We start from the raw sequence: 20,902 nt of genomic DNA on the forward strand, positions 1-20,902 counted from the left end.
TAAACCTTTTTGAAATTCTAAGGTCTTATCAGAGAACCAAATTTATTAATGATGAGATTTTTAATTTATTCTTTAATCGTAGTTTTTGCACTAAACTTAAATTCTTGTGCAAGACGTGTTGTGCTAAAAGATTCTAATAGTATAACTGTTGTTCATAAACTTCCTAAACGGTACGATGTTGTGCGTGTTAAAGGGAAACGCCTTTACTTTTTTAATGGAAGGCATTACAAGAAAACCAAACGTGGATATGTGGTAGTAAGAGTGTGATTAAAACTTAGCCAACCACCCTTCTGGGTTAAGTACTTGGTTATCTTTATTTATCCTGAATCCCAATAGCGTTTCTTGTCTTATTCTATTTGTAAATACCTTACCTATAACTTGACCTGTTGAAATCTTATCCCCTTTTTTCACATAAACATTTGAGAGGTTCATATAAACGGTAAGGTAACTACCGTGTCTAATCAAAACAGCGGGATTACCATTTTTAACAACAAGAATTTGGGAGACTTCACCGTTGAATACTGCTTTAACTTCAGCATTCTCCTCCGTTGCAATTTGAATACTCTTATAATTATTTGTAACGGAGCTATCGGTAAGTGAACGTCTCTTACCAAATTTTCCTTTTATAACGCCACGCGTTACGGGCCAGCCTAATTTTCCTTTATTTGATTCAAAATTAGAGGCTAGTCTCTTGGCTTCAGGAGTTAAGACAAAAGCACCTGTAGATTTAGTATTACCGGCTTTTTTGTTAGACGCAGCGATAGCTTCGTTAATTAAGCGATCAATCTCTTTATTTAAACGAGTGGCTTCTCTCTGTTTCTTTTTGATTTCGGCGTTGTATTTACTCATATCGGCTTTTATAGAAGCCATCAATGTTTCTCGCTGCTTCAGTTCTTGCTCCAATTCACGTTTGGCTACTCTATTCTCCTCTATAAGGTTTTGTTTTTCTTCTTTTCGTTTAGAAAGCTTGATATTTAACTCTTGAAGCTCCTTTGTTTTGGCCTTAATGGCTTCACCTTGCTCTTTTTGATAATTGGCATATTGTTTAATATACTGAAGGCGCTTATAGGCTTGTTTAAAATCTTGAGAAGACAATAGAAACATCACCTTACTTTGTTCGGATTTACTCTTGTAGGATTTTACAATCATTGCTGCATAGTCATCCTTGAGCTCTTGTAATTGGGTTCTTAAGCTTGTAATTTCATTTTGATTACTATTTATTTCTCGAGTTAAAATATTCGCCTGCTCGTTTGTTATTCTTATTAGATTTCGCCTTACACTTACCTTATAGTTAAGGTCCTCAATAAGCGTTATTTCAGATTTTTCCTCCTTCTTTTTGGAAAATAATAGAGCATTAATCTGTTTCATTTCCCTAAGCACTTGTTGTCTTTGTGCTTCGAGCTTTTTTTGCTTATCGCTTTGAGAAAATAGGTTTACAGAGCAAAATAAGCCCAAACAAAAAATTAGGAAAAAGCGACATTTAACCATTATCTAATTTGAATTTCTTTATAACCCTTTGGAATCTTAAACGGGAAACGCAATTCTTGATTTAAAGTGATTGATTTAAACTCTAATTCTACCTTAACCTCATCTGTATCTTCCACTGCGATAATATTTATATTTTGAGGTAATACCTCATAGTCTACCTTTTGATAGCTGGTATAGTCTACTTGTAAAATACGTTTTTCTAATTGTTGAAACAATTGAAGACTATCCATCTTAAAGTGGGATGGATTAATAATATAAAACAACTCAAGTAGTGCATTTTGGTTTTTGGGCTGAAGTGCATAAGAATTTTCATTTACTTCAACTTTATGCGGTTGGTCTTGGAGATTGAATATAGCTTGTCCAAGTAATATATTTTGCACTTTGAGAAAATCTAATTCTACACCTACAAAATCACTGAGTAATTGATAATTACCATCGAAATACTCATTGTCTTGCTTATTATAAAAACGTACACTGTCTGGTGTTATCATCATTCTAGCCAACCCTAAAGGTGCGCTAAGCCATATAATCTTATCTTTCTCCATTCTAAAATTAAAGGTCAACCCCTGGGCCTTATCACCTTCAACAATATCTATGCGCACTTTAGCTTGTAGGGTTTTGAAGTCTGCTTCACTTTTTTGATGCTGTTTTACAACTTGTTTTACTGATAATTTATCACTTGCTTCACCAGATGCAATAACGCTTTTGGTAGATTTACAACCAGTAACTAAAAAAGCTATGGCAAGAATCAGTACTACGTTAAATTTTAAATATCGCTTAAAAATCACCATTTACTGTTGTACTTTGAGGGCTTGAGCCTTTTTAGCAAACGCTTCAGATTTACTAATATTATTAAGCTGTTTGTATGCTAGACTTAATTCTGAATAAAAATCTGCTTCCATTTGTGGGTTTTCAACCAAAAAATCTAGGCCCATCTCCAAATTATCAATTGCCATTTTGTGATTTCCTAATTTATTATTTGCTACACCATTTACCAAGTAAAGCATTGGTTGGGCAGGATATAACTCTAAAGCAGTATTACTATCTTCTACAACGGCATTGAAATCTTTAATGTCTAACTGAAGTAATAATACGTCTCTAATTAATTTGAAATCGTTGGGGTCTTGTTTAAGTGCTTCTTTAAAATTAGAAAGGGCTTTAACCTTATCACCAGCCTTTAAATAATATTGACCTAGTTCACTATGTGTTTGGGCGTCTTTATTTTCATCTACCAAAGCAGTTATGTCTATCAAATCAGATTCGTACTCAGGGTTTTTAGCTACAAATGCAACAAAATCTTTTAAAACCTTAGCCTTTGCATCTGCATTTATCTCTGGACTAGTAAGTGCAATTTTTACTGAATTTATAGCTTCATCAACTTTATCGTCTTCCAAGTAAAACTTATACAGCGCTAAATGCACAAACTTTGAATCTGGTTTAACTTTTAAAAGATGTTTAGCTGCTTTATAGGCCTTTTTCTTATCTCCAACTTGGCTATACCTATAGATTAGTTTTAAATGATTGTCCTCGTTATTAGGGTTATTGGTAATGCGCTGTTCTAAGTTTTCTATTCTATCATCAGCGTTACCAGTGATTCTATAGATTTCATTTCGCATAGCGTCTCTAGATTGGCTAACGCCAAGCTCTGTATCTAATTCATCCAATAACTGAAGTGCTTGCCTATACTTCTCTTCCCTAAGATATAGTGCTGCTAAATCTTCCTTGTAATCAGGATGATACTTTACCAACTGCTTTATAGTTCTAATGGCATTATTGATATCCTCTTGCTGATAGTAGACATCATATAGCTCGTCTAAAAACCATTCATTATCAGGTTGCATGTTTATTGCTTTTTTTAAAGCATCTTCGGCGGCACCAAAGTTTTTTAACTTGTTATAATTTTTACCAAGCTCAAAATAAATAATAGGAAGTTTAGAGTTAAGATTTAAGCATTTTTGAAGGGCGTCTACAGCGCGGTCATAGTTCTCAATTCCCTTTTGCTTTAAGGCTTCGAAAAAATACTCTTGAAATTCATCTTCTACATTCCCTAAATCGTCATCTGGTCTATTGTTAAAATTAACTTGAGCCAAAGCAAGACTAGGTACTAAAATGAGTACTAAAATGAGTTTTGCTATGTTAGGTATTAATTTCATAGTAGAAGATGTTTGCGTTTACCCTTAGACCATTCTCTGCGTGACATTAGAGTTTCAAAAGTTATTCCAAACTTTAAACTATAAAATGTGTCTGCCTTCTCAGAAGCCTATTCTAGTGCGGAGTAATCTCCTATGCTAATTTTTGTAAAATTGCCATCATACTTAACAAAATTACCAATCATAGCCTCGTCTAAATTAGCGTTTTTAATACTAGTTTGATTTTGTATTAAACTATTTTTAACGGTTGCATTCTCTATAACACAGTCTTTACCAATAGAAACGAAGGGTCCGACTGTTGAATTGCGTAACACCGTGCCTTTACCAATATAACAAGGTTCAATTATCTTGGAGTTTTCTAAACTAACCGATTGGTCAACAAGGTCTTCATTATCTTGGCTTAAAAAACCAAGCATTTTAGCATTGGTTTCTAGAGTAACTGCTTTATTGCCACAATCCATCCATTCATCTACAGTCCCAGTTTTAAATATTCTGCCATCTGCCATCATGCGTTTAATACCATCATTAATTTGATATTCACCACCATTCATAACATTTTCGTCCAAAACCTGTTGAAGTTTATCTTTTAGGACGGCAACATCTTTAAAGTAGTAAATACCTATTACAGCTTGGTCGCTAACAAATGATTCTGGTTTTTCAACCAGTTCTACAATCTCTTGGTTATCATTAAGTTTAACAACACCATATGCCTCTGGATTTTGTACTTTTTTGGTCCAGATTACACTGTCTGCATTGGGGTCGAGGTCAAACTCAGCCCTAATCAAGGTATCTGCATAAGCAATCACCGCTGGACCAGATAATGAAGGTTTTGCACTCATAATAGCATGACCAGTGCCAAGAGGTTGGTCTTGTCTATAAATTGATGCTTTAGCTCCTAAATCTTCGGCTAACTCTGTTAAACTTTCTACAACATCATCACCAAAAAATGCCGGATCTCCCAAAACAAAAGCAATTTCTTCAATTGGTTGTTTTAAAACTTTGGCAATATCTTTTACTAAACGATGTACTATAGGTTGACCAGCAACAGGAATTAATGGTTTTGGTACAGTTAAACTATGTGGCCTTAATCGAGATCCTCGACCAGCCATTGGGACTATTATTTTCATTTCTTTAAATATTCTTTTTTTAATTATTATTTAGTTCCTGTGCTGCCAAAACCACCTTCACCTCTATCTGTATCGGAAAGTATTTCTACCTCTTCCCATTCTGCACGTTCATGTTGGGCAATCACTAATTGGGCGATGCGCTCACCATTCTGAATAGTGAAGTTTTCATTTGAAAGATTCACCAGAATAACACCTATTTCGCCCCTGTAGTCGGCATCTACAGTACCAGGTGCATTAAGTACTGTAATTCCTTTTTTTGCGGCTAGTCCGCTTCTTGGTCTTACTTGTGCTTCAATGCCAACTGGTAATTCTATAAACAAACCTGTACCTACGATAGTGCGCTCCAAAGGTTTTAGAGTTCTAGCTTCTGTTAAACTAGCTCGTAAATCCATACCAGCGGACGCTATGGTTTCATAATGGGGTAAAGGATGTCTGGATTTATTGATTATTCTAATTTTCATTCTCAATTATTTCTTTCAATTTCCTGTTCTAGGAGATTAATAATGGATAACAATTCTTTTCTCAATATAGGTCCTTCTTCGAAAATTGAACTCATCCAACCACGCAAATGCTGCATTAGATTATTAAATCTTATAGATTCAATCATTTTAACATAGTTGGTTTTGATACTTTGATTGAGAGATTTATTATTTAGGTCGTAATTAAAATAACCCATAGACTCTCCTAATTGAAATGGATATAAATTTTGTTTTGTAAACTCTCTTACTCCTATTTCTTCTTCTTGATAATCTCTAACAATATCCTGAATTCTTGAAATTTTGTTTTTTAAGGAATCGTTTGAGATAAGCTCTATTTTACCCGAATTTATTATTGAATTATATATTCCTTGATACGGGTCAAAGGTATAATTATCATTAACACCTTGCATTAAATTAATTAAGCTGTCGGTTGCTAACTCTTTTGGATTTACAGACATAATTGTCTCAATTACTCTCTTCCTATTAATGTGAAATTTATAAGCGAAATCAAATTTTACAAGGTTTTCTTTAAATTCTCCTAGTAAACTTTTAAGAATTTTTTGTTCCTCTTTTTTTAACTCACTATTATTGTTCCAAGTGTTCACTTGTAACGCTAAGAGAATCCCAATCATCACTAAAATAATCTCACCAATAGCATATTTAAAATAGCGACCCATTTTATTTTCAATGAGCAATTGCTTTCTCATTTTATTGAAGAGTTTGATCATTCGTATTATGTCAACGTTTTAAGATTTGTTTTAGTTGGTTCTTTTCCAACATTATAACCAGTCCCAAAAATACAATTAACATTGCAATTCCTATAAGATATTCTCCTCGATATTGATAGAAGGATAGGGCTGATAAACTGATGGATATGACTAAGTACAATCCTATTTTTTTTAGATTATAGGGTATTGGATAATACTTTCTTCCAAAGTAATACGACAATAGCATCATTGTGCCATAAGCCGCCAGTGTGGCTACTGCAGATGCCTTATAACTATAGGCCTCAATAAACACAAAATTAATAACGAGTGTTACAATAGCGCCTATGACAGAAATATAGGCTCCAAACTTAGTCCTGTCTGTGATTTTGTACCAAACAGAGAGATTGTGATAAATACCTAAAAAGAAGTTTGCTAAAAGTATAATGGGTACAATCCACATAGCTTCCCAATAGGCTTCACTTCTTATAATAATTGGTTTCAATACATCTGCAAAAACAACCACCGCTAATAAAATAATTGAACCAAAGGCCACAAAGAATTCTAAAATACTGGCATAGTTTTTTTGAGGATTTTTGGTTTTTGAATGACTAAAAAAATAAGGTTCAATCCCTAGGCGATAGGCCGTAGCAAATAAGGTCATAAATAATGCTAGTTTGTAACATGCCGAATACATCCCTATGTCGGTTTCGGCAATATTTGCAGGCAACAACGCTTTAAGCAATATTCTATCAAAGGTTTCATTAATAGAAAACGCTATACCTGCTATTAAAACTGGCAATGCATAACGCATCATTTGCTTCCAAAGTACGCTATCAAACCTATAAGTAATCTTAGCATAGAAAGAAAGCATTACCAAAACTGTAAATGCACTTGCCACAAGATTAGCAATGAATATATAGCTGATTTCAAAGTTGGGTTTATATATAAAGTCAAAGATATTTCCTTCTGAGGCTAAATGCTTTAAAGCTAATAAGAAGAACAGGTTTAAGCCAATATTAATTATCACATTTAAAAGCTTAATAATGGCGTACCGCATTGGCTTTTCATTAGCTCTTAACCAGGCAAATGGAATTATGGCCAGAGCATCTAATAGTAATATCCAAATCACCAGATTGATATATTTTACATCTATATCAATGACATTGGCAATTTGACTTTGAAATACCAAGGCCAAAATGAAAAAGCCAAAAGATGAGATAATTAAAGATATTGTTGATGTGCTAACGACTTTATCTTTATCTTCTTCCTTATTAAAAAAACGGAAAAATGCCGTTTCCATTCCGTAAGCCAAAACCACATTAAACAGCACAAAGTATGAAAAGATAATTGAGACTTTTCCATATTCTGAAGGATTGGCTAGAACGGCTTCGCTAGTATAGAGAGGCACCAATAAGAAACTTAACATTCTCGGAAGAACCGTTGCTAAACCATAAATAAATGTTTGCTTAAAAAGTTTTTGAAAGGCACTCAAGTTAAAAATGTGCTTGTTTGGGTTAAAAATATTAAATATAACCAGTAGACAATAACATATCGACCTGTTTATAAATAAAAAAGTCGCACTCAACAGTACGACTTTTTTATTTTTATGTCTAATTTTTAATTGTCTTCCTCATCTAGAGTGGCAAGGGTTGACCTATCTGGTCTTGTGTAAATCGATGGTGCACCATTCTCATAATATGCACCAGCTAATTCTTTATCCATTTCTAATTTATAAAATTTAGTTTCGCCATTTTCTAAATACGTAATAACGCATTCGTTATCATTTAAATCAAACGGGTAATTCTCTGGTTTTTCTGGCTTACTAAATACATAGCCTTTAGTGGGATTTTTCATTATGGCAATATAGCGCCCATCCCGAAGGTGGAATCTACCTTTTAAGTTTCTAAAAAACACTTCTTCAACAGTGACATTTGAGCTCTTTTGTACAACAGGTAAATAAAGCAAATAACCTGTTCCTCCGTAATCAATACCTGCGAACCATTCTTGGAAATAAACAGATTTGATTTTAAAAGGGACACTTTCTTCAAAGTTTGTTGTAGCCACTTGCTTAGGACTGGCACACTGAAATGAAAGACCGCATATAAAGGCAATAATAGCTGTCAGCCATATTTTATGTATTGTTCTCATGTAAAAGTAGGTTAAAATTTGGGAAGCAATATAAAATAATTAATAAGTTTTAACGATTAAAAGCTTTATTTTTCGATTAAATGTAATTATTTTGTAGGTGTTTTAATAAAAAAGCCAGCTAAATAAACTGGGCTTTTTATATCTCAATAATTAAACTCTATTATTTAAAACGATTGTTTTCTCTTAAGAACATTTGGCTAGCGCCTAATTGTTCAGTGCTTCCGCACCTCCAACAATTTCTAAGATTTCATTAGTAATAGCAGCCTGTCGTGCTTTATTATAAGTTAATTTAAGTTGATCTCTTAAATCTGTAGCATTATCAGTTGCTTTGTGCATTGCCGTCATACGAGCACCATGCTCAGATGCAAATGAATCTCTAATGGCCTTAAATAATTGCGTCTTTAAAGATTTAGGAATCAAAGTTTCAACTATTTCTTCCTTAGTAGGCTCAAAGATGTAATCTAAATTAGGATTGGTTTCGTCAGAAGCAGGCACTATAGGTAAGAACTGCTCAGTCATTACAATCTGAGTGGCTGCATTTTTAAAACTATTATAAACCAATTCTACTTTATCAAACGCACCATCTACAAATTTATCCATTATCATTTGAGCAATCTCGGCTACATTATCAAAAGTTAAGTCATCGAATACTTCGCTTTTATTAGCGATAACACTTCCATTTTTAGAAAACGCGTCGTTTGCCTTTTTTCCGATTGCTAATACAGAAACATCTTTGTCTTTATAATGCTCTTCAACTACTGCATTAACTTGTTTTATTATATTAGAGTTGAAAGCGCCACATAAACCTCTATTTGAGGTTATGGCAACTATCAGAACCTTTTCAATATCGCGTTGCTCAGCAAATTTTCCTCCACTTCCGGCGTCCAAAGTAGCACTTAAACTTTGCAACAACTCTGTTAATTTATTAGAATAAGGTCGCATTGCCGTAATAGCATCTTGAGCCTTCTTTAACTTAGCAGCCGAAACCATTTTCATGGCACTGGTAATCTGCATCGTTGAAGACACCGAAGATATTCTATTTCGTATTTCCTTTAAATTTGCCATTTGTTTAAGATTGCGTCTTGTAGATTAGTCCTTCAGTAAAATACCCAAGACCTTATTTCCAATTATGCTTTATATCTAGCTGATAAATCTTTGGCTACGCTGGTTAACGTATCAATGACCTCATCAGTTAATTTTCCAGATTTCAAAGTATCTAAAGTTCCTCTATGCTTTGCGTTTAGAAGCTCTAAATAATCGCGCTCAAACTCCTTAACCTTTTCTACAGGCACATCTCTAAGCAAATTCTTAGAACCGGCATAGATTACAGCTACTTGATCTTCTACAGTAAATGGATCGTTCTGAGCTTGTTTTAAAATCTCAACATTACGTCTACCTTTTTCGATTACATTTAAAGTTGCTGCATCCAAATCAGAACCAAACTTAGCGAAAGCCTCTAATTCACGGAATTGTGCTTGGTCTAATTTAAGGGTACCTGCTACCTTTTTCATTGACTTAATCTGCGCAGAACCACCAACACGAGATACAGAAATACCCACGTTAATTGCAGGACGAACACCTGAGTTAAATAAATCTGACTCTAAGAAAATCTGTCCGTCTGTAATAGAAATTACGTTAGTTGGAATATATGCTGATACGTCACCTGCTTGCGTTTCAATAATAGGTAAGGCAGTTAATGATCCACCACCCTTTACTATTGGCTTAAGAGAATCAGGTAAGTCATTCATGTTCTTAGCAATATCATCATCTGCTATGACTTTTGCTGCGCGCTCTAACAATCTAGAGTGTAGATAGAATACATCACCTGGATACGCCTCACGTCCTGGAGGACGACGCAATAACAATGATACCTCACGGTAAGCAACTGCTTGTTTAGATAAATCATCATAAACAATTAAAGCTGGGCGACCAGTATCTCTAAAGTACTCTCCAATCGCAGCACCAGCGAATGGCGCATAAACTTGCATTGGTGCTGGATCAGATGCATTTGCTGCAACTATCACTGTATATGCTAAAGCACCTTTATCTTCTAGCGTTTTAGCAATATTAGCTACGGTAGAAGCTTTTTGCCCAATAGCAACATATACACAAAACACAGGCTCGCCTGCATCGTAAAATTCTTTTTGATTTAAAATGGTGTCAATACAAACCGTTGTTTTACCTGTTTGACGGTCTCCAATAACCAACTCACGTTGACCTCTACCAACAGGAATCATAGCATCAATAGATTTGATACCAGTTTGTAATGGCTCATCCACAGGTTGACGGAATATAACACCAGGAGCTTTACGCTCTAATGGCATTTCATATAATTTACCACCAATAGGACCTTTTCCATCGATTGGAGTACCTAGAGTATCAACAACTCTACCTACCATCTCTTCACCTACTTTAATAGATGCAATTCGGTTGGTACGTTTAACAGTAGCACCTTCTTTAATTTCCTTTGAAGGTCCCAAGAGTACAATACCAACATTGTCTTCTTCAAGGTTTAGAACAATGCCTTCTAGCCCACCTTCGAATTCAACTAATTCTCCATATTGTGCATTAGATAATCCATAAGCGCGTACAATACCGTCACCTACAGTTAATACTGTTCCTACTTCGTCTAATGAAGCGCCTGCCTCAAATCCTGAAAGTTGTTGTTTTAAAATCGCTGATATCTCAGCTGGTTTTACGTCTGCCATTTTTTATGATCTTTAGCTATTAGCTACTTGCTATTAGTTTAATGTAAATTCTCTTTTTAAATTACTTAGCTTGTTTGAAATACTCGCGTCGAATTGTGTATCACCAACCCTAAGAATGAATCCACCGATAATAGATTCGTCTATAATGTTTTCTACCGTTACAGCTTTATCGGTTAGGTCCTTAATTTTTGCTAGAACCTTTGATTCCATATTCTTAGACATTGCAATTGCGGTTGTCACAGTTGCAACTTCTTCATTATTGTGCTCTTTATAGAGAACCAAGTATTGATTAGCAATTTCCTCTAATGAAGCAAAACGATTGTTTTGGATCAATAACCCAAACAAATCCTTAGTAAGGCTATTTGTGTTTGGAAAAATCTTATCAATAACATTCTTCTTATCTTCCGCTCTTACTATAGAATTTCTTAAGACTTCACCTAGTTCTTCACTTGAGTTGATGCCATTGGCAATTGACAACATATCGTCATTAACCTTATCAGCTTTTTTCCTGTCTAAAGCTAGGCTTAATAATGCTTTTGCGTATCGTATTGCAGCTCTACTCATTTGTATTAGTTTAATGTTGCTTCACCCAACATTGACTCCACAAGTTTCATTTGCTTATCCTTATTAGAAAGCTCATCCTTAATTACCTTCTCGGCAATATCAATTGAAAGGTTAGCCACCTGAGCTTTGAGCTCTGCAATAGCGGCATTTTTTTCGCTATCTATAGCCGACTGCGCTTGCGAAATAAGCTTACTAGCTTCTTCTCTAGCCTCCTCTTTGGCGTCTTCTATCATTTTATTCTTTAAATCACGTGCTTCTTTTAGCATACCTTCTCTTTCTACTCGCGCCTCCTTTAATAATCTTTCATTATCCGCTTGAAGGTTCTCCATCTCTAGTTTAGCCCTCTCTGCAGAATCTAAAGCATCTTTTATACCTTCTTCTCTATCGTTTAGTGAGTTAAGAATAGGTTTCCAGGCAAATTTTACCATTAAAAATATGAGAGCAACGAAAAGAACCGTCTGCTTTACAAATAGGTCTAATGAAAAATTCTCTAATAACTGTTCCATTATTTAGTTTTTAAGTCTTTTTTGTTAATTTAAAACTACTCCCTGTAACCAACCGTTACAGGGACATAGTTTTTCTGCTTAAGGATTATTTTCCTAAGAAGATTGCCGCAAACGCAAGCCCTTCCAAAAGTGCTGCGATAATAATCATCGCAGTTTGAATTTTGTTAGTAGCTTCCGGCTGACGAGCGATACCTTCCATTGCACCTCTACCAATTTGTCCTAAACCTATACCAGCACCGATTACGATTAAACCAGCACCAACTAAATTAGGTACCAAAGAAGTAGCTTCTTGAAGAATTGCTAAAGCCATCATTTTTAAAATATATAGTTAAACAAAAAATTCTATTCTAGTGGTGCTCTCCTTCTTCTACCGCCATACCAATAAACAATGCCGAAAGCATCGTAAAAATATAAGCCTGAAGAAAAGCGACCAAAACCTCAATTACCGTAATAAACATTGCAAGGACCAATGACAACGTGGTAGAACCAAATGCCGTCATATCTTTTTGCATTAAAATACCTATTGAAATCAAACTCATTACAACAATATGCCCAGCGGTAATGTTTGCAAACAAACGTACCATCAATGCAAATGGCTTAATAAGTAAGGTACCTGCTAATTCAATTATTGCCAATAATGGCCTAATTAAATAAGGTACTCCTGGCATCCACAACTGGTGACTCCAAAAGTGTTTATTACTAGAAAAGAGATAAATTATTAATGTTATAATTGCTAAGGCTGCTGTCACGGCCAATTGCCCCGTAACATTAAAACCAAAAGGCGATAACCCAACAAGGTTTAATATCCAAATAAAGAAAAACACAGTCATTAAATACCCTGTAAATTGCCTGTATTTAGGACCAATGTTTGGTTTTGCGATTTCATCCCTAACATAAATAACCAATGGTTCTAGAACGCGTCCAAAACCTGTTGGTACAGATTTTTTCTTGTATTGCTTTGCTAATCCACCAAACCATAGCATCATTAAAAATCCTATGAGTAAAATACCAAATACACTTTTGGTTATTGACCAATCAAAAGGTTTAGAAGCGTTTGTAGGATGATGCTTCTCATCAAACTTTACAGTGTCTGCCCCAGCTTCCAATTCGTAAATGACGCCGTGGTTTTTCACAAAACGACTTCCGCTTCTTTCAACTACAACTTCTCCACTATCATCATGGTGAAATTCTGATGACATAAACGCTGTTAGTCCATTTTCACCCCAAAGAATTACAGGAAGTGGAAATCCCACCTCATGCTTTACACCATTAGAAAAATAATCGAACAAATGAAAATCGTGAGAATCCTTTACGTGGTGTTGTATGTACTCGTTGATTTCTTCTGGTGTATTTACCGGGTCTCCTTTTTTACCTTCGGTGTCTCCCAAAGACTCTAAAGCAAAGGGGTAAGTTGACCACGCTAAACAGAAACTTATAAAAATTATTTTCTTAAAAGATGCCTTCATTTACACTTCTTATTTAATAGTGAAGCTCCAAAAATTCGGCGCAAAGGTATATATTTTTTTTAGAGTAATTAGCCTTTAGGTATGTTTTTTTTAGGCATTGTGGCTTTGAGGATTTTCGAGCAAAACAAGGCTTCAAAAAATAAGGCTATTAGTGTTGGTAATAGCATTGAAATTGCCTCGAGCTGGGTTATTGGTCTCGAATCAAAAAATAAAGCTCTAAATACGATTATAAATACAATTGGTTTTACTAAAACAGTAGCTAAATAAATGAATCCTAAATTATCTGAAACAGCCTTTTTCTTTGAAAAAAATGAAAGTGCAATTAACAATACTAATGAAAATACAGCATTAAAAATAAAGATGCTTTTTGTAGGGAAATCGGGCCTTAGCCTTTCTGCTGAAATTACGGCATCTTCAACAAAATAAAGGATACCTAAGGTTGCTAAAAACAAAACAAGAATTGCAATAAGCTGTCTGTGCATTATTGGTCGGAGTTAAAATGTTTTAGTCTACTGATAACTGAATACATGGCGCCAAAAACCGAAATTAATGTAATGGTGTTTTCTAAAAAGGTAGTTGACAATTCTTGGTCTAACCATTTTCCAAATAGATTACCCAAATAGATAATTAAGCCCATTTGTAATCCAATGCTAGAAAAAACAGCCCAATTTTTAAGACCCTTGCCTTTCCTTCTGGATGGTTGTTTGTTGCGTTTGTTGTGGCTTGATTGGTTCATTTGGTAATGCCTTTACAGTACCCTTCATACTACAAGTAGCGTTGAATGTCGCTCCTGGTTCTACCGCCAGTTTACTCGTATGGACCTCACCCTCTATATGCGCCGTAGATTTAAGTGACAGTGTCCCGGTTAAAATAAGTTTTCCTGAAAACTTACCCTCAAAATCAGCATTTTCTCCTTGGAGCGTACCTTTTATGAAGCCCGATTTACCAATGACCACCTTACCAGATGTTTTTACGTTGCCCTCAATAGTTCCATCAATTCTAAATGGCCCTTGGCTAGCAACATCGCCGACGATTTTTGTGCCTTTTGCTATTATATTCTGTTGAGTACTCGTTTCCATAGTTTCTTGTTTTGGGTTTTTTTCTGAAGAAAACATATTCATCGTTTTAATGTTATTCTAATTTTAAATACGCATTTAAATTTTTATGACGTTGAATAATAGCATAATTAGGTGAAGAGATAGCAAAATAGTCTCTTGTGATTTTAGGTTTTAGCGGTCGGCCTCTTTTATCCTTTTTATCTGATTGTAATAACTGCGCAAATCCTCTTGCCCCCTGAATACTCTTCAATCCGTGGACTACAATAAACAATGTGTTTTGATCATAGATATCTTTAGATACAGATAAGTCAAAGTATTCGATCTTTGCCACCTCTTGCTCTAAAATAGTTACAAAAGCTTCAACATCCTCTTTTGTGTCAACGTTGAACTGATAAATAACATTAAAGTACTCGGCCTTATCGTCTGGCACAAATTCTTTTTTCTCTAAAGTGGGAATTGCATTATCTAGTATGTCTTGCGCCTTATCTCCTTCTTCAGTATTTACATAATTTAAAGCAATATAATTTACACTTTCCTTGTAGGCTTCAAAACCGTAAAGTCTTCCTTTAGCCGAAGCTTTTAAAATTTCAAATTTTGGTACATACCCATCGCCTTCCAACCTCTTAATTTGCTTATCAGCTTCAGCAATGACCTCTGCGTATTTTTGCTCATTAAATTTTTTATAGAGGTTTGTATACAATGCTTCAGGACTATTTTCGTCTTTAGCCAGTTCTGATTGCGGATTTAGCAAAATCTCTGCATACCTAGAATCTGGATAACTTGAAATAATGTGAGATTTCATAGCCTCTGCATTTCGGGTTAGCCCTAATTCACTATAGATTTTAAATAGGTTGTATTTTGAAGGTAAGACTAAGCGTTCCTCTGGACTGTTTTTCAAAAGTGTTTCAAATCGAGATTTAGAGAGCTCTAATTCTTTAAACTTTTCTTTGTAAATGATTCCGAGCTGGTAATAAGCAAAATTGCGCTCTTTACTAATACTATCTATTTGACCTTGCTCTTTAGGAAGCGATGCAATATAAGTCTCAGGGTCGTATTTCTGGTCTTCAAAGGTATCCTTGGCACCTGATTCCTTTAAGGCAACTACATTATTAGCCTTTTGGTTAGAAAGTCTCCAATTATCTTGTAATTTTCTATCTCCCCAAATATTTAAAAACTCATTTTTACCGTAAGCAACTGTACTAGGATTATAGAAATAAAAACTACTACCACTGCCATTTTGGTTGAACCCACCACCGGGAAGCGAATTAGGATTATTTAAGGTTTTACCGGCTCTTGTATTTGCAGCTGCGGTTTTTGCAGCTATAGTATTTTTTTGCCGTTGTTCCTCCTTCTCCTTTAGCTCTTGTTCTTTTATGGCTTGTTCTTTCAAAAAGTCTACATAATCACTGTAGATTGCTAATTGTTCTTCTTTTGAGAGACTTACAATATTTAGTATACTGTCATTGGCCTGCGCCACAGCTTCGTAGTAAATGACATCATCGAGATTTTCTCGCTTTTTCTTTATTATCCTAAATGGTTTTGTATTGGGCTGCATAGCTGTCATTGTACTATCGTAATAAAACCCAGCTGTTTTATAAATATTTCGCTCAAAATACATATTACCAAGAGTCTCGTAATTAAGTGCCCTTAAATAATTGTCGGATGTTGTTTTGCGCAAGGATTTATTGTAATAGGCTTCTGCCATGCTATCTGAGGCTTGACCTCTATGATACTCAGCAATTCTGTAATAAATCTTATCTAAAAACGGTCTGTTTTCCCTATTTTCTTCAAGGTCTACTAAATACTCCTCGAACTCCAAAAGATTACCGTCCAAGGTGTTAAAATTATTAGATTTTTCTAGATGAGCATTAATATAAAACGACCTAGGAATATTGCGATGCATTTCAATTATGGCATCAAATTCTACATTAGCGCTATCCTTTTGCCCGAATTCATTAAACAATTGACCTCGGATATAATGGTATCTTGCTTTTTCGCGATTTATCTTAGTGGTATTTGCTGCGATTGCCAATTGCCCAAGTGCGCTATCCCTAGCCTCAATATTGATGTAGGCTTGTGCTAAAGCTGCAGTGGCATCTGCCAAGTCTTGGCCAGTTATAACACCTTCCTCCTCTTCTAACAATCGTTTTAATCGCTTAATAGCTACCTTATTGTTGTCTAGACGCATATTGGATTTCTCGCGCCAAATCTTAACCTGATTTATTTTATCGCTTGTTGGATATTTATTGAGGATGTTATTAAAAGCCGCCAAAGCAGGTACGAAGCGCTGATCGTAGTATCTCGATTTTCCCAACAATAAATAAGCCTCATCTATCTGATAGTTCTTTTCTTTACCGTCTATATTCATTCCGTGCTTCTGAATAGCCTTAATGGCCTTTTCTTCCGCACGCTCGAAATCTTGATTTCTTGACTCTCCGGGTAAGAACACATCCTCGCTAATGTTCATCCGTTCTACTGGAAGCAATTCCCAGAAATTTTCAGTAAACTCGTCGTTAACTGCAAGCTTACCACGTTCTAAAGCTAGCTCTCCGTTGTAAAGTATATTGTAGCGCGTACCTAGTGCGTGAAAATTACGATTAATAAAGGTGTCTTTTTTACGCGAGCAACTTTGGGCGATAATCGCCATTACACAGCAAAGAAGTAATGAAGTTTTGTAATTGAGTTTCAATATTGCTATTCTTAGACTAACAGATAACTGAAAAGTACGGATATTAGTGTGTTATGGGGTAAAAATAAACATCTTTTTGAATTTTTAAGACTACTTATGAGGTTTTTCCCGTGTTAAACGCTCTGAAAAAAAAAGCTTGTAATCCTTTAATTACAAGCTTTTTATAGCTATTTAACAGAATGAAATATATCTATTCCTCTTCTTCAACGGTCTCTAACCGCCCCGCAAAATGTACCTCCAGTTCTTTTAAAGTCGCTGGACTGGTCTTTAAGTCCTTAACTACATCGCCCTTCTCAAGCACAACGATGCGCTCGCAAACATCTGTAACGTGCATTAAGTCGTGGCTAGAGATTAAGATGGTAACACCTTGTTTTTCGGCAAGATCTTTTAATATTTGTTTTAACCGTATCTGTGTTGTAGGGTCTAGATTAGCAAATGGTTCGTCAAGTACAATAACCTCTGGATTACCAATCAATGCGGCCACAATACCTGCCTTTTTCTGATTTCCTTTACTTAAGTCTCTTAGATACTTCTTTTTGCCAATAATTTCGCCATTGAAGAAGTCTTCAAATTGTGAGGTCAATGCATCTACATCTGCTTTGTTCTGGCCCCTTAAATCACCAATAAAGTAGAAGTATTCCTCTGGTGTGAGGTAACCGATTAAGAAGCTTTCATCTATAAAAGCCGAAGTAAACGGTTTCCAATCCTCGCTTTCATCCACAACGATTTCGTTATTGGTAATACGACCTGTTGATGGTTTAATTAAATCTAATAATAGACTGAAATACGTTGTTTTCCCTGCACCATTATTTCCTACTAATCCAAAACTCTGACCTTTTGGAATAGTTAATTCTTCTATATTTAAAACAGTATTTCCGTTGTAAGATTTTGTAAGCTCTTTAGTGTATATCATAACTTATTATGGTATTAATTGTCTTGACTAAAAGCGTCAATCATTTTGTATTTAGCATTTAAATAGCGTTGCGTAATCTGTTTCATTAATTTTTTATGAAGTACAATACCAACAACTCCTGCAACTATCAATATTGCTATTCCGGCCTCGAAACCAACAAGCCAATTAGCCAAAGCAAAAATAAGCATTGGTAGTATCATTAAGGGTAATCCTATTATCCATTGCACGGCACCTGTACCTTGATAGTTAAATGCTGCACGCTGATTCAAATCAATCTTCTTTCTGTTGAAAGAACCACCATAAAGCATCACATGAGAATTAACACCAATGTTATATATCGCTGCCGCAAAATGGGCAAGAAGGATTTTCCATCCAAAATATACGTATGGTATACTTAGAATAAACATTAAGGCAACACTCAATACCATTAATATAAATTTGGAGCGCAAATATTGCTCATACTTTATATTTTGACTCATTAGCATTTTATAATAGCTACTATCCCAAGCTGGAATAAACTGCCCAAAATTGATGAGAAAAATGCCTGTTACAAATATGCCTATAAACGGATAAATCCAAACTAAATCCCTATAAATCTCTTGCGGGTAGAAAAACAGACCATATAACAATCCTATTACCATGATAAATACAGAAGATTTAGTACGCTTATTTCTCCAAATTAATTTAAGGTCTAGCTGCATAAATGGTGCGATATCTCCAAAGCGCTTAGTCCATGCCAAATCTGCTACTTTAACCTCTGTAACTTTAGACTTTAACGATGCGTCTAAGAATAATTTACCTTTTAAGATTTTAAAATTAAACCCATAACAAAACAATAGTATGGCCAAGGGCGCTAAAATAAGTATTGGGTTATTGGCAATACCTATAAACGCATCACCAATTAAAGATGACATAGAAACAATGCTAAAGGCATCTAAAGCGTATAGTGTACCCACAACAGCAATTAATGGTAAAAACGATAGTTCAGTCTCCGCAGAAAAAGCCTCAATAATAAAGTTTAGGAAATTAATGATCAGCACAACACTAATGAGCGTAAACATCCATGTCAGTACCATTGACGAGTCTTTACCATCTGCAATAAGCATAATACTAAAAGGAATTATGGCAAATAATGGCAAGAAATTAAAAAAAGAAAAGGCTGATTTCCCTAAAACAAAATGAACTACCGTTGACCGTTTTATAGGTAATGTGAGTAAGGGTTTTACACTCATAACTGGCAATTTTTGTAAAAAGAACCGCATCATTAAGTCAACAATGATCCAGAAAAACATAAAGCCATTAACTACAACAAATGGATCTTGTTCTGGGTAGACTTTCTTTAAAATAGGTAACAAGCCAAAGCCTAATGCCAAGAAAATCACAATAAAGTAAAGTGCCAAGAACACCAAAAGGATATTAAGTGCTAGATTTTTTTGCCAATAAGAGGAACGGAAATATTGCTTCCATTCTAAATTTAAAAAATGCTTAATCATAGCGTTTGGTTAGTTTTTGTGAAGAGTTAGTAGCTCTTATTTTCAATTTGTTACAAATGTAGGATAAGTTTCTTTAAGGAGCTCGTTTGCCTTGCTTGGTAGGATTTGAAGACTTATCACCGAAATAATTACCGCGAAGGTAAATAAAGCAGAAACAAATATGGCGACAACCGTCGAAGTTGGCGTGCTGGATAAATTAAAGACATTAAAAATATTCAAAAGGCCAACAAAAACAACACCGCTTGCCTGCTGAAAAATAATATGTTCTAACAACCATTTTTTAGCTGTTTTCCGCCTTTTATTAAAAGCCCGATTTAGAAGAATTGTTTTATAGCCAATCCATAACACAAAAAGGACATAAAAACCCAACAAAATGACTTCTGAAAGTTCAGACTTAAAAATCATGAGGAAAAAGAGAAAAAGACTTAATGTAGCAATGAACTGTGGTACTTTAAACCACTCTTTAACCTCAGCAAAGAGAAATCTTCTATAATGCTTACCCATTGATTTCTCAGTTTCGGACACTACGTCCATAAAACCAAATACTCCAAATTTTTTGAATTCAATATCCAAAGCCTCTTCAAAAGATAACTTTGGGTTGTCCTGCAATTGTGCTTCAATGCCATTAGCCAAGTGATCCACAAGCTCCGTTTGTACATCGTACCATTCTACATAATGTTTTTGTGTAAATGTATATAATTGGTCTATATGGGCTTTAGTAAGCTTCAAACCGTTTCTTTGTTTAGTTTTTTATGAATAGCATTATATTCCTTGTACGTTTTTATATAAATTTTTATACCACCTATGGTGAACAAGACATTAGCGATAGTGGCCCAAAATACAATGATGTTCCGGGTGTTTATTGAAACGTCTATTAAACCACCTGGTTTTGGCAATTGATAGAACAATTGGGTCATTAGCATGGCAAAAATGACATAGAAAAAGCCATAAAAAACATAACCCGATTTCTTAATTCTTAACATGGTCACAGCATAATGAACAGTGAAAAATCCTAATGGGCCCACAAAAAGCGCTATAGTTGTTAGATTGAATTGACCCAACGAACCGTTTTGTAATACGAGATAATATAAAAACACAAACAACAAGACAGCCAGTACACTTTTAAAACTCGTAAAAAGTGAGATAAAATTTTTAAAATAAGCAGCCCTAACTTTAGTGTTAATGGCTTTTAACCTTCTATTCTCTATGTCCTTTAGATTACCTAACCATCCTAATTTGTGAAGCGTATGCTTTAAAGAATTTTCAAAATCGTAACTCCCTTCTTTATTTTCCATATCACAAGCAATATGGTCTATCATCTCTAAGCGAATATCCCAATAGGAAATGCCATTTTCTTTGAGGTAATCTTCTATAAATTGAATATCTTCCTTAGTCATTTTCATAAC

At 34.9% G+C, this 20,902-nt stretch carries 23 protein-coding genes; 1 reads left to right on the forward strand and 22 read right to left on the reverse strand.

The genetic code is table 11. The features are described 5' to 3' along the window. The first annotated feature begins 48 nt into the window (after positions 1 to 48). A complete protein-coding gene (locus J4050_RS00395) occupies positions 49 to 267 on the forward strand; it encodes a DUF6515 family protein (RefSeq protein ID WP_208151964.1) in 219 nt (72 codons plus the stop codon). Here the strand turns inward: J4050_RS00395 and J4050_RS00400 are convergent, their stop codons facing one another. The 22 genes from J4050_RS00400 to J4050_RS00505 all read right to left on the reverse strand — a co-directional run bounded on the left by J4050_RS00400 (position 268) and on the right by J4050_RS00505 (position 20,899). Then, on the reverse strand, positions 268 to 1,368 hold the full coding sequence (locus J4050_RS00400) for a murein hydrolase activator EnvC family protein (protein WP_243878504.1): 1,101 nt from the start codon (positions 1,366 to 1,368) through the stop codon (positions 268 to 270). Positions 1,369 to 1,487: 119 nt separating this feature from the next. Next, positions 1,488 to 2,279: a lipoprotein insertase outer membrane protein LolB1 gene (lolB1, locus tag J4050_RS00405; RefSeq protein WP_208151966.1), complete on the reverse strand. Its 792-nt coding sequence runs from the start codon at positions 2,277 to 2,279 to the stop codon at positions 1,488 to 1,490. Next, complete coding sequence (locus tag J4050_RS00410; protein ID WP_208151967.1) at positions 2,280 to 3,641, reverse strand: tetratricopeptide repeat protein; 1,362 nt, start codon at positions 3,639 to 3,641, stop codon at positions 2,280 to 2,282. Positions 3,642 to 3,748: 107 nt separating this feature from the next. After that, positions 3,749 to 4,765 carry a sugar phosphate nucleotidyltransferase gene (locus J4050_RS00415; protein ID WP_208151968.1) on the reverse strand — a complete coding sequence of 339 codons (1,017 nt, stop codon included), beginning with the start codon at positions 4,763 to 4,765 and terminating at the stop codon, positions 3,749 to 3,751. Between the two features lie 26 nt (positions 4,766 to 4,791). Then, positions 4,792 to 5,226, reverse strand: coding sequence for a dUTP diphosphatase (gene dut / locus J4050_RS00420; RefSeq protein WP_208151969.1), 435 nt, complete (start codon positions 5,224 to 5,226; stop codon positions 4,792 to 4,794). A gap of 2 nt (positions 5,227 to 5,228) precedes the next feature. Further along, positions 5,229 to 5,951 (reverse strand): DUF6090 family protein, encoded by a 723-nt coding sequence (locus J4050_RS00425; RefSeq protein WP_208151970.1) that lies wholly within the window; start codon positions 5,949 to 5,951, stop codon positions 5,229 to 5,231. A 31-nt stretch (positions 5,952 to 5,982) separates the two neighbouring features. Then, complete coding sequence (locus J4050_RS00430) at positions 5,983 to 7,443, reverse strand: lipopolysaccharide biosynthesis protein (RefSeq protein WP_208151971.1); 1,461 nt, start codon at positions 7,441 to 7,443, stop codon at positions 5,983 to 5,985. Positions 7,444 to 7,568: 125 nt separating this feature from the next. Beyond that, a complete protein-coding gene (locus J4050_RS00435) occupies positions 7,569 to 8,099 on the reverse strand; it encodes a hypothetical protein (protein WP_208151972.1) in 531 nt (176 codons plus the stop codon). Positions 8,100 to 8,303: 204 nt separating this feature from the next. Further along, positions 8,304 to 9,164, reverse strand: a complete 861-nt coding sequence (gene atpG, locus J4050_RS00440) for an ATP synthase F1 subunit gamma (protein WP_208151973.1) — start codon at positions 9,162 to 9,164, stop codon at positions 8,304 to 8,306. A 62-nt stretch (positions 9,165 to 9,226) separates the two neighbouring features. Continuing rightward, entirely contained in the window at positions 9,227 to 10,807 is a 1,581-nt protein-coding gene (atpA, locus tag J4050_RS00445) for a F0F1 ATP synthase subunit alpha (RefSeq protein ID WP_208151974.1), read from the reverse strand. Positions 10,808 to 10,840: 33 nt separating this feature from the next. Next, positions 10,841 to 11,371, reverse strand: a complete 531-nt coding sequence (gene atpH / locus J4050_RS00450; RefSeq protein ID WP_243878505.1) for an ATP synthase F1 subunit delta — start codon at positions 11,369 to 11,371, stop codon at positions 10,841 to 10,843. A 5-nt stretch (positions 11,372 to 11,376) separates the two neighbouring features. After that, positions 11,377 to 11,877, reverse strand: coding sequence for a F0F1 ATP synthase subunit B (locus J4050_RS00455; protein WP_208151975.1), 501 nt, complete (start codon positions 11,875 to 11,877; stop codon positions 11,377 to 11,379). A gap of 85 nt (positions 11,878 to 11,962) precedes the next feature. After that, entirely contained in the window at positions 11,963 to 12,187 is a 225-nt protein-coding gene (gene atpE / locus J4050_RS00460) for an ATP synthase F0 subunit C (protein ID WP_208152334.1), read from the reverse strand. Positions 12,188 to 12,224: 37 nt separating this feature from the next. Next, positions 12,225 to 13,343, reverse strand: coding sequence for a F0F1 ATP synthase subunit A (atpB, locus tag J4050_RS00465; RefSeq protein ID WP_208151976.1), 1,119 nt, complete (start codon positions 13,341 to 13,343; stop codon positions 12,225 to 12,227). A gap of 68 nt (positions 13,344 to 13,411) precedes the next feature. Next, the gene (locus J4050_RS00470; protein ID WP_208151977.1) at positions 13,412 to 13,825 is read right to left on the reverse strand and encodes a DUF6168 family protein; all 414 of its coding nucleotides are present in this window, start codon (positions 13,823 to 13,825) and stop codon (positions 13,412 to 13,414) included. Beyond that, the gene (locus J4050_RS15345) at positions 13,825 to 14,079 is read right to left on the reverse strand and encodes an AtpZ/AtpI family protein (RefSeq protein WP_208151978.1); all 255 of its coding nucleotides are present in this window, start codon (positions 14,077 to 14,079) and stop codon (positions 13,825 to 13,827) included. Before J4050_RS15345 ends, J4050_RS00470 begins: the two co-directional genes overlap by 1 nt. Then, complete coding sequence (locus J4050_RS00480) at positions 14,015 to 14,458, reverse strand: bactofilin family protein (RefSeq protein WP_208151979.1); 444 nt, start codon at positions 14,456 to 14,458, stop codon at positions 14,015 to 14,017. The genes J4050_RS15345 and J4050_RS00480 overlap by 65 nt, the downstream gene beginning before the upstream one ends. A 16-nt stretch (positions 14,459 to 14,474) precedes the next feature. After that, entirely contained in the window at positions 14,475 to 17,090 is a 2,616-nt protein-coding gene (porW, locus tag J4050_RS00485) for a type IX secretion system periplasmic lipoprotein PorW/SprE (protein ID WP_347879096.1), read from the reverse strand. A 190-nt stretch (positions 17,091 to 17,280) separates the two neighbouring features. Then, entirely contained in the window at positions 17,281 to 18,003 is a 723-nt protein-coding gene (locus J4050_RS00490; RefSeq protein WP_208151980.1) for an ABC transporter ATP-binding protein, read from the reverse strand. A 14-nt stretch (positions 18,004 to 18,017) separates the two neighbouring features. Then, on the reverse strand, positions 18,018 to 19,496 hold the full coding sequence (locus J4050_RS00495; protein ID WP_208151981.1) for a DUF5687 family protein: 1,479 nt from the start codon (positions 19,494 to 19,496) through the stop codon (positions 18,018 to 18,020). Positions 19,497 to 19,538: 42 nt separating this feature from the next. After that, complete coding sequence (locus tag J4050_RS00500; RefSeq protein WP_208151982.1) at positions 19,539 to 20,225, reverse strand: hypothetical protein; 687 nt, start codon at positions 20,223 to 20,225, stop codon at positions 19,539 to 19,541. Next, positions 20,222 to 20,899, reverse strand: a complete 678-nt coding sequence (locus J4050_RS00505) for a hypothetical protein (protein WP_208151983.1) — start codon at positions 20,897 to 20,899, stop codon at positions 20,222 to 20,224. The genes J4050_RS00500 and J4050_RS00505 overlap by 4 nt, the downstream gene beginning before the upstream one ends. Between the last annotated feature and the right edge of the window lie 3 nt (positions 20,900 to 20,902).

Source organism: Winogradskyella pelagia (genome assembly GCF_017581965.1).
Classification (GTDB): domain Bacteria; phylum Bacteroidota; class Bacteroidia; order Flavobacteriales; family Flavobacteriaceae; genus Winogradskyella; species Winogradskyella pelagia.